The 7,469-nt window shown below is 34.7% G+C and carries 5 protein-coding genes and 1 pseudogene; 1 reads left to right on the top strand and 5 read right to left on the bottom strand.

Annotated features, from left to right (window positions below; genetic code table 11):
- Nucleotides 1-873 (top strand): annotated as a pseudogene (locus ACGH6S_RS06775) (hypothetical protein); the annotation flags it as partial.
- Nucleotides 874-1,076: 203 nt separating this feature from the next.
- On the opposite strand, the gene ACGH6S_RS06770 reads toward ACGH6S_RS06775, so the two are convergent.
- The 5 genes from ACGH6S_RS06770 to ACGH6S_RS06750 form a co-directional block, all read right to left on the bottom strand.
- Complete coding sequence (locus ACGH6S_RS06770; RefSeq protein WP_174798050.1) at nucleotides 1,077-1,616, bottom strand: methylated-DNA--[protein]-cysteine S-methyltransferase; 540 nt, start codon at nucleotides 1,614-1,616, stop codon at nucleotides 1,077-1,079.
- 142 nt (nucleotides 1,617-1,758) lie between these two features.
- The gene (locus ACGH6S_RS06765) at nucleotides 1,759-2,523 is read right to left on the bottom strand and encodes a histidine phosphatase family protein (RefSeq protein WP_296302980.1); all 765 of its coding nucleotides are present in this window, start codon (nucleotides 2,521-2,523) and stop codon (nucleotides 1,759-1,761) included.
- 13 nt (nucleotides 2,524-2,536) lie between these two features.
- Entirely contained in the window at nucleotides 2,537-3,868 is a 1,332-nt protein-coding gene (locus ACGH6S_RS06760) for a hypothetical protein (protein WP_411578505.1), read from the bottom strand.
- Between the two features lie 269 nt (nucleotides 3,869-4,137).
- Nucleotides 4,138-5,532: a glycoside hydrolase family 1 protein gene (locus tag ACGH6S_RS06755; protein WP_085165919.1), complete on the bottom strand. Its 1,395-nt coding sequence runs from the start codon at nucleotides 5,530-5,532 to the stop codon at nucleotides 4,138-4,140.
- A 3-nt stretch (nucleotides 5,533-5,535) separates the two neighbouring features.
- On the bottom strand, nucleotides 5,536-7,416 hold the full coding sequence (locus ACGH6S_RS06750) for a beta-glucoside-specific PTS transporter subunit IIABC (RefSeq protein WP_411578506.1): 1,881 nt from the start codon (nucleotides 7,414-7,416) through the stop codon (nucleotides 5,536-5,538).
- Between the last annotated feature and the right edge of the window lie 53 nt (nucleotides 7,417-7,469).

The raw sequence follows: 7,469 nt of genomic DNA, 5'->3' as shown, positions 1-7,469 counted from the left end.
ACCAATGTTAGTGCCCATTCAGCATACGGAATACCTGATGTAGGTAAGCAAATTACCCTAGCTAAGACCTACCAAATAGCACCAAAATCAGAGTTATGTTATGTCAAACCAAATAGCATAATTATTTATCCTGAATATCAATGGGGTAAGCCTGGTGATAATCCAGATTTGAATTATCGAATGTATTGGAATTCGCCAGATGGGCGAACACGATCAAAAGGTGGTGGAGGTTATACTCAAGATTATGTACCAAATTATGGTTTTAGGATTAAACCAGTCGTATCTTCAAAAACATTTCCTACAACAGGCTTTCCTGGGGCTAAATTTCAGTTAGTGATGACTGGTGCACAAACGGATTACGATTATCAATTAATTAACAACCCTGGTGATGGGGTTGTTGTTGATAAGAATGGTATGGTTAAATTAATAAGTAAACCATCAGGAACTGTCACTATAAGGGCTGTGTTAAAAAGAGATGCATCTGTTATGCATGAGTATAGTTTTACACCAATTTCAGTTTGGGCAAAACCTCAAGGCGATTTTAAAGGAGATAGAGCAAGTGGATGGCAACGATGTGGTGGTATTAATAAGCTTCTAAGCGTTAATGAGTTAACAAATGCTCCCACTACTACTATAGAGATCGATCCTGCTATTTTCTGGGGAGGGATTTTTACACGAGCAATTGATGGTTCATTATTTAGTGAGTGGGGATTTATCAATCAAAGATCTTATCCTGATTCTCAGTGGCGTGGCGGTGTTTATTGGACACGAGATCGAGAATCTTCTTCTAAACAATATCATGTATATTCTGATTCTGGGCATATAGGCACGGGAAATGACTCTTGGAATAACTATGTTGCATGTAAGGGGTAATTTTATTGTGTAACTTTTTTCTTTATAAAGTTGAGTGTATTGCTTTATTTGTGTAATAAAACCGTATTTATAATACTAAAATTAAAACATTTTTTAGTTGATGGAATATATTATTCATTAACTCAATTTTTAACTGGTGTAGTAGTGCTTTATCGTTATTCCATCAGTTAAAAATTTAGAATTAAAAACAATGTAACTACAATTTAAAGTGCAGTTCCTTTAGTTGGAATGAAAAAATCTTTGATATAAACATCTTCTATTTCTAATAACTTTATTTTTTTATCTATTCCACCAGCATAACCTGTTAAATTACCGTTTGCGCCGATAACTCGGTGGCAAGGAATAATGATTGATATGGGATTATGACCAACAGCCCCGCCTACGGCTTGGCTAGACATGTTTGCTTTGTTTGTTTTAATGGCGATCTGTTTTGCGATATCGCCGTAAGTAATGACCTGACCATATGGAATTTTGCATAAAATTTCCCATACTAAGATTCGAAAAGGCGTGCCATTTGGCGCAAGTTCTAATTGGTATGGATTCGGTCTTTTTCCTGAAAAATAATCGTCAAGCCATTTTTTTGTTGAGTTAAAAATAGGTAAATTAGATTTTTCTTCTGTTCGTGTATTGAGTGTGTGACCAAAATATTTTTCACCTTCAATCCAAGCCCCAACGAGCTTATTTTGTTGACTGGCTAGGGTTATTAGTCCCACTGGAGATGAATAATTGCATAAATAAAACATATTGGCCTTTTAGTAACATTTAATAAATACACTATTAAATTATGCTTGTTTATGGCGATAAATACTACAAATTTATCGATTAATATTATGAGCTAATAGTAAATGTGGAATATGGCTCATTGGTGAGCCATATATTTTGAAGTTATTTTGCTTGATTTTTGCCTTTTTCGACGTAGCTCATATCTCCAAGGCTTTCAACAATAAATTTACCATCGTCGGTGTAACGAATTTTAGTAACACTTGCGTTACCTAACCCAGCTGTTATTGGTTTATCTTGCCACTCTTGAACCATAGCCATAATTGCTAAACCGTGAGATACTACAAGTACGTTGCCACCACCTTGTGATTTGGCTGATTCAGCTATGGCTTTTAATGATGCTTGCATACGATTTTTTACTTTATTGTAGTCTTCGGCTTCGCCTGATTTCTCAACTGCGGCGATTGCATCCATCATTGTTTTTAGGGTAACCTTGCCTTGAGCCATATCCGCCATTAGCTCTTTATCTGATGCATAACCTAAATGCTGTGCAGCTGGTGTCCACATGTTCGGATCAAAATCTCCTTCATAATCGCCAAAACACTGTTCACGTAAGCCTTCCATTTCATTAATTTGAATTTTATCGCCTTTAGCTTCTAAAACAATGCGAGCAGTTTGTCGTGCTCTACCTAAATCACTTGAATAGACTGAAATAAATTTGACATCTTTCAACCCTCGTCCTAGTTGTTCAGCCACCTCGACACCTGGTTTTGTTAGCGGTGTATCAGACCATCCTTGTGCACGGTGTACGTTATTAAACATAGTTTTACCATGGCGAGTGACATAGAGATAAACATCATCAGCAAAAGCTTGTGATAAGGTTGTTATTGAAATAATTAATGTACTAATTAATATAATAAATTTTTTCATTGTTTTGTCCTCTTTATAATAAATTAAATCGGTAATCAATTACTGTTTCCGCCGAAAGTGAAGGTGAACGTTGGTATTTTCCATGTCTAAGTTTAGGTGTAAGGTCTGAAGCACTGACAGTTTTATAAGACCAACCATATCCAACCTTCGATAGAATAGAAAAATTTTTAAAAGCACCACTAGTTGGTTTCCATATATCAAAAACGTTAATTTCGCCATTTTTTAATGTATTATGTTTGTAGTTAAATTGTCCATAATTCATATATAGACCAGTGCTATTATCTTTAACAAAATCATAACTCATTACTGTTGTTAGTACCAGTTCACCATCACGTAAATAATCTGAGCCAGCAGCGGCAAGACCGTTAAAGCGAGCACGAGTATTTTTACCTAAATGTCGATTATAATATCCGATAGCGTTATGTTTGTTAGCGTCTGTATAGGCTAAACCGACTTTAATACTCCAGTCTTCTTCTTTCCATTCGACATCGGTTGCATAGTGCCATGCGTGATCTTCAAACTCTTTTTTGTTTTGTTTCATGGCATCATAATTGTCAAGAGAATAGCTTCCGTAGAATTGTCCGCCTAAGATTAATTTTTGTATTGGTTTATACGATAATTCAATGACATGGCGTCTTAAATAATCTTTAGCAACACCATAAGAATAATCTAAAGTAAGATCTTTATCTTTATAAGCGATTTCAGCTGTTGAAATATTATTAATAATTTTTTTACGATCGGCCGTTAAAAAACGTAATTTTTTAGCGGATTCGCGGGGTAGGGTGCTATCAATATAAGCCAATGAAAAATAAACGTTATCATATTTTAGAATTCCGCTATAACCAAGATAACTATTGCGAGTAAGATGTTTGGTTGAACTTATGACGCCTAAATCTTTCAAGCTATGCCAACCAGCTTTCCCATTAAAGTTAATAGCATCATTACCTAATTTTATTTTGGCATAACGTTGGGTAAATTTATTAAATCCGTGAGCGTTATGTTTGTTATAGCCTTTACCATCGTTATAAAGTAGGTTACGGGTCGCAAAGTAATCACTGGCGCCTAATCTTATTATGTTATCATAGGTGGCATCAAAACCAATCATGTCAAATAAATAACCTGATTTATAATCAAAACTAAATGCTTGCCCCCAAGCGCTGTGTACCTCTTTAGGTTGGGATGCATTTTCTTTTAAATATTTCCAATGGTTTCGGGTAGAAAATACAAATTTGGTGTCTTTAAAAAATGTATCATCGAGAATTGAGTTGTTGTGGGCTGTTGCATTTGCTAGCATAGAATAACTTGATATCCCTAATAGCATTATTGTGAGATATTTTATTTTCATTGTTCTTTTTCCTAATCGTTTTTATATTAAAAAAACCTAAATACCAAATCAGAGAATAATTCTCTAATTAATATTTAGGTTTTGCCTGCCAAAAAGCAGTTACAATCCAATAATTTAAAGTTTTGTTTTATTTTTATGTATATATTTTTTTATAGTAATATGATTAATTTAAATAATTTATATCTCCATTCGATTAGCTATTTACCTTGTCACATGTTTATAAAAAAATAATAGGGGGGGATGAGTAGCGTCAATCCCCCCAGATTATCTTATGCTTTCAAATTTTCACCTTTTGAGGAAATCACAGATTGATACCAGTAGAAGCTTTTCTTTTTATAACGATTTAGTGTGCCAGTGCCATCTTGATTTAGATCTACATAAATAAATCCATAGCGTTTAGTGACTTCGGCTTTGGATGCACTGATAAGATCTATTGGTCCCCAACTGGTGTATCCCATGACTTCAACACCATCATTAATGGCTTCTCGGATTTGTACTAAATGATCATTCATATAATTAATCCGATAATCATCATTAATTGTATTGTCTGCTTCTAATTTATCTTTAGCACCTAAGCCATTTTCGACAATAAATAACGGTTTTTGATAACGCTCATAAAGTAAATTAAGAAGATAACGAATCCCAATTGGATCGATCTGCCATCCCCATTCGGATGCTTTAAGATAAGGGTTAGGTACCATATCTAAAATATTACCTTTGGTTTTTTGTGACTCATCATCTGTTGCACAGCAACTCATGTAATAACTAAATGAAATAAAATCGACTGTTTCTTTAAGATCTTGTTTATCTTGTTCAGTAATATCAAGCTTAATATGATTTTCTTTAAAGAAGCGATCCATATAGGTTGGATAATAACCACGCACCTGAACATCCCCAAAAAATAACCAACCATGATTTTCTTGATGAGTTTCCCAAACATCTTCAGGTTTTGGCGTAAGAGGGTAAGCCACAGCACCTAATAACATGTTACCAATTTTTGCATCTGGAATGATTTGATGACAGAGTTTAACCGCTCGACCACTGGCAACTAATTGATGATGAATTGCTTGGTAGATTTGCTGTTTGGTGCTGTTTCTGTCCAAACCAACACCAGTGAAAGGTTCATGTAATGACATGTTGATTTCATTGAAGGTAAGCCAATATTTAACCTTATTTTTATAGCGTTCAAAAACAGTTTTAGCGTAACGAGTGAAAAATTCAATGACTTTACGATTTTCCCATCCACCATATTGGGTAACAAGATAATAGGGCATTTCATAATGTGATAAAGTGACTAGTGGTTTTATGTTGTGTTTTGCCATTTCATCAAATAATTTGTCATAAAAGGCTAAACCAGCCTCATTTGGTTGTTCTTCATCGCCATTAGGAAATATGCGTGTCCAAGCAATTGATGTGCGTAAACAAGTGAAACCCATTTCAGCAAATAGAGCAATATCTTCAGGATAGCGATGATAAAAATCGATAGCTTTGTCTTTTATACTAGCAATATCAGTTTCATTGCGATTGATGATGTCACCAAATAAACCATTTGGCGTACAATCTGATGTAGATAAACCTTTGCCTCCTTCACGGTAAGCCCCTTCAACTTGGTTAGCGGCAATGGCACCGCCCCAAAGAAAATCATTAGGAAATTTTGTTGACATGTTTTACTCCTTATTTTGGGATAACGCTAATAAAGCCTCTCCGCTTTGAATATTATCTTGTTCAAAGATACGTTGTATATCTTGATAACTATCACTATTAGTAATGATAATTGGTGTGGTAACTTCAAAACCAGCTTGTTTAATTGCCTCTATATCAAAACTGACTAACAAATCACCTTTTTTTACTTTGCTACCAGTTTCTACATGAGCTTCAAAATGTTGACCATCCAATTTAACGGTATCAATACCGATATGAATTAATATTTCAGCTCCAGATTCTGTTTGAAAGCCAATTGCGTGTTTAGTTCGAAATAATGACACAACTTCACCATCATCAGGGGCGACAGCTTGACCAACAGTTGGAATGATTGCAATACCTTTACCCATTAATTCACTGGCAAATGTAGGATCTTTTACCTCACTTAATAAATTGACCTTGCCTGACATTGGACTGTAGATCGTGGTTTTATTTTCAGTTTCCATATTGTTAGAATATGAATTATCAATTTCATCCGTTTGAGATTTATCTTTAGGTATACCAAAGAAGTAAGTAACGATTGTTGCAATTGCAAAGGAAATAATTGTAGCAATAACAACCGCATAAAATCTTGCATCGACCCCTTCAATTGGAATTAATTGTAAAAATGAAAATATACTAACCATACCAAACGAATAAGTGACAGTGTGATGATAACCAACAATAGCCCCACCAATTGCGGCAGACAAGCAACCAATAACAAATGGTTTTTTTAATGGTAAATTCACGCCATAGATTGCTGGTTCTGTCACACCAAAAATCCCTGATAATACAGATGAGCTTGCTAATGCTTTAAATTGCTTATCTTTAGAACGTAACATTACCGCTAATGCTGCCCCTGTTTGTGCAAAAACAGCCGGTAATAAAATAGGTAACATAAAGTCTTCATGATAAAGAGCCAAGTTATTCATCGAAAATGGTACTAATCCCCAATGAACCCCAAATATCACCATGATTTGCCAGCCAGCTGCTAAAATCATTGAAGCAATTACAGGATTTAATTGATAGATGAAGATAATTCCAGAGGCAATAAGGTCACTTAACATTGACACAACAGGGCCAATAACCGCAAAAGTTAACGGTACGGTAATTAATATGCTGAGTAATGGCGAGATAAATTTTTTAAACGAATCATGCAATATTTTATTAAAAGCTCGTTCCAATATAGAATATACCCAACTTGCTAAAATAATTGGAAATACCGATGATGCATAAGGGATTAGACTAATTGGGATTGAAAAGAATTCGGTTTGTAATTCTAATGCGCCTCCCATCATACCGACAATATTAGGGTGAACTAATGCACCGCCAATTGCCATGCCTACATAGGGGTTACCGCCAAATTTTTTAACAGCAGAAAATCCTAAAATAATAGGTAGGTAATAAAAAGGTGCATCAGCAATGGCAAATAGGAAATTATAAGTAGGTGTTTCAGGGATAATGACATTGATTACTTGTAACAACGAGATTAGACCTTTTAAAATCCCGCCTGCAACAAGTACAGCAAGAGCTGGAATAAAAATGCCCGAAACCAGATCAATCAATTTAGAGAAAATCCCCGATTTTTTGCCTGATTGCAAGGTTGGTTGATTATTTTCATTAAGATTTGTCAGTTGCATAATGTCACTATATACATCAGCAACATTATTACCGATAACAACCTGAAATTGTCCTCCACTTTGTACAACTGTAATCACACCAGCTAACTTTTTTAATGTTTCTGCATCGGCTTTGTTATCATCCTTTAATACAAATCTTAAACGAGTAGCACAATGCACTAAGCTGATAACATTGTCCTTACCTCCAACATGTTGAATAATTGATTCGGCAAACTGTTTATTTTTCATACCTTATCCTTTTCAATGCAAAAAAAAACCTAAATCCCTTTAATTTAAGGAAT

Source organism: Gilliamella sp. BG3 (assembly GCF_046635605.1).
Lineage (GTDB): Bacteria > Pseudomonadota > Gammaproteobacteria > Enterobacterales > Orbaceae > Gilliamella > Gilliamella bombi.
Note: the sequence above shows the minus strand (reverse complement) of the source record. Positions and strands in the feature narration are given on the sequence as shown.

Bases quoted from the DNA above. Each gene is read 5' to 3' on its own strand.
- ACGH6S_RS06770 (WP_174798050.1), bottom strand. From the start codon at position 1,616: ATGTTTTATTTATGCAATTATTCATCTCCAGTGGGACTAATAACCCTA.
- ACGH6S_RS06765 (WP_296302980.1), bottom strand. From the start codon at position 2,523: ATGAAAAAATTTATTATATTAATTAGTACATTAATTATTTCAATAACA.
- ACGH6S_RS06760 (WP_411578505.1), bottom strand. From the start codon at position 3,868: ATGAAAATAAAATATCTCACAATAATGCTATTAGGGATATCAAGTTAT.
- ACGH6S_RS06755 (WP_085165919.1), bottom strand. From the start codon at position 5,532: ATGTCAACAAAATTTCCTAATGATTTTCTTTGGGGCGGTGCCATTGCC.
- ACGH6S_RS06750 (WP_411578506.1), bottom strand. From the start codon at position 7,416: ATGAAAAATAAACAGTTTGCCGAATCAATTATTCAACATGTTGGAGGT.